The following is a 2257-nucleotide window of genomic DNA, read 5'->3' on the forward strand; positions in this document are numbered from 1 at the left end:
TGCGTCACGGGGTGCTGCCCCGGACGCTGAACGTCGGTGAGCCGTCGTCGAAGGTGGACTGGTCGGCGGGCGCGGTGGAGTTGCTGACCGAGGCACGGGAGTGGCCCGAGACCGGTGACCGGCCGCGCCGGGCGGGTGTGTCGTCGTTCGGCATCAGCGGAACGAACGCGCACATCATTCTGGAGGCGGCCGAGCCGGAGCCGGAGACTTCGGGTGAGCCGGAGGTCGTGCTGCCGGTGGTGCCGTGGGTGCTGTCGGCGAAGTCGCCGGAGGCCTTGGCGGGTCAGGCGGAGCGGCTGCTGCCGCTGGCCACGGGTGAGGTTTCGCCGGTGGACGTCGGCTGGTCCCTGGTGTCGAGCCGCACCCAGTTTGACCACCGTGCGGTGGTCTTCGGCGAGGACCGCGAGGAACTGCTGCGCGCGGTGGCCGAGGGCCGTTCCGCCGCTGTGGGTGTGGTGTCGGGTGTGGTTCGGGGTGGGCGTTCGGCGTTCCTGTTCTCCGGTCAGGGTTCGCAGCGGGCCGGGATGGGGCGTGAGCTGTATGCGGCGTTCCCGGTGTTCGCCGACGCCCTCGACGCGGTGTGCGCCGAGCTGGACAAGCACCTGGACCGTCCGGTCAAGGAACTGGTCTTCGACGCCGAGTCCGAGTTGCTGGACCGGACCGTCTACACCCAGGCCGGCCTCTTCGCGGTCGAGGTCGCCCTGTTCCGGCTGATGGAGCACTGGGGCGTCACCCCCGACTACCTGCTCGGCCACTCCATCGGCGAACTCGCCGCCGTGGAGCACTGGGGCGTCACCCCCGACTACCTGCTCGGCCACTCCATCGGCGAACTCGCCGCCGCGCACGTCGCCGGGGTGTGGTCGCTGGAGGACGCTGCCGCGCTCGTCGCCGCCCGCGGCAGGTTGATGCAGGCCCTGCCCGAGGGCGGGGCGATGGTGGCCGTGCAGGCCACCGAGGACGAGATCCTGCCCCTGCTCACCGAGAACGTGTCCATCGCCGCCCTCAACGGCCCCACCTCCGTCGTCATCTCCGGCGACGAGGACGAGGTCACCGCGATCGCCGAGCGGTTCGCCAAGTCGAAGCGGCTGCGGGTCAGCCACGCCTTCCACTCCCCGCGCATGGAACCGATGCTGGAGGAGTTCCGGCAGATCCTGCAGGCGGCCACCTTCCACACCCCGCGCATCCCGATCGTCTCCAACCTGACCGGCACCGTCGCGGGTGAGGAGCTGCTGACCGCGGACTACTGGGTCAACCACGTCCGCCGGGCCGTCCGCTTCGCCGACGGCATCCGCCACCTCGACGCCCAAGGCGTCACCACCTACCTCGAGCTCGGCCCCGGCGGCGTCCTGTCCGCGATGGCCCAGGAGACGGCCGGCGACGCCACGTTCGTCCCCGCCCTGCGGAAGAACCGGCCCGAGACCGACGCGGTCGTCACCGCCCTCGCCGAACTCCACACGCACGGCACCGCCGTCGACTGGACCGCCTACTACGCGGGCACGAACGCTCAGCGGGTTGACCTGCCCACCTACGCCTTCCAGCACGAGCGCTTCTGGCCGGAGCCCGTCCAGGGTTGGATCGGCGATGTTGCCAGCTTCGGTCTCCGCACGGCCGAGCACCCCCTGCTGGGTGCCGAGGTGCTTCTCGCCGACGGTGACGGACTCGTCCTAGCACCCCCTGCTGGGTGCCGAGGTGCTTCTCGCCGACGGTGACGGACTCGTCCTCACCAGCCGCCTCTCACTGGAAACACACCCCTGGCTGGCAGATCACGCGATCTTCGGAACGGTGCTGCTGCCGGGGACCGCGTTCGTGGAACTCACCCTGCACGCCGGCGACCGCCTCGGCTGCGGCACGCTGGACGACCTCACCCTGCAAGCACCGTTGGTCCTGCCCGAGCGTGGCGGGGTGAGTCTGCAGGTGGTGGTCGGCGCGGCCGAGGACGGCGGACGCCGCCCGGTCACCGTGCACTCCGCTCCCGCAGGCGACGACAGCGACACCTGGACACTGCACGCTTCCGGCTTCGTCGCCCCGACCATGGAGCAGCACAACACCCCGCTGACCGAGTGGCCGCCGCGTCAGGCGGAGCCCGTGTCCGTGGACGGCATGTATGACGCCATGACCGAGCTCGGCTACGGCTACGGCCCGGTCTTCCAGGGCCTGCGCGGCGTGTGGCGCCGGAACCAAGAGGTGTTCGCGGAGGTCGCGCTGCCGCAGGAGGCCTGGGCGGAGGCCGGCCGGTTCGGTATCCACCCCGCCCTGC

Annotated in this window: 2 protein-coding genes; both read left to right on the forward strand. The window is 71.2% G+C overall.

The annotated features are described in order from the left end of the window. Nucleotides 1-1709: acyltransferase domain-containing protein (locus A2U95_RS00080; protein WP_338104394.1), on the forward strand; the 1709-nt coding region annotated here is incomplete at its 5' end. Beyond that, a partial coding sequence (locus A2U95_RS33515) for a polyketide synthase dehydratase domain-containing protein (RefSeq protein WP_338104395.1) occupies nucleotides 1690-2257 on the forward strand: 568 nt, incomplete at its 3' end. The genes A2U95_RS00080 and A2U95_RS33515, both read left to right, overlap by 20 nt.

The organism is Streptomyces chilikensis (assembly GCF_001642695.1).
In the GTDB taxonomy this organism is placed as follows: Bacteria; Actinomycetota; Actinomycetes; order Streptomycetales; family Streptomycetaceae; genus Streptomyces; species Streptomyces chilikensis.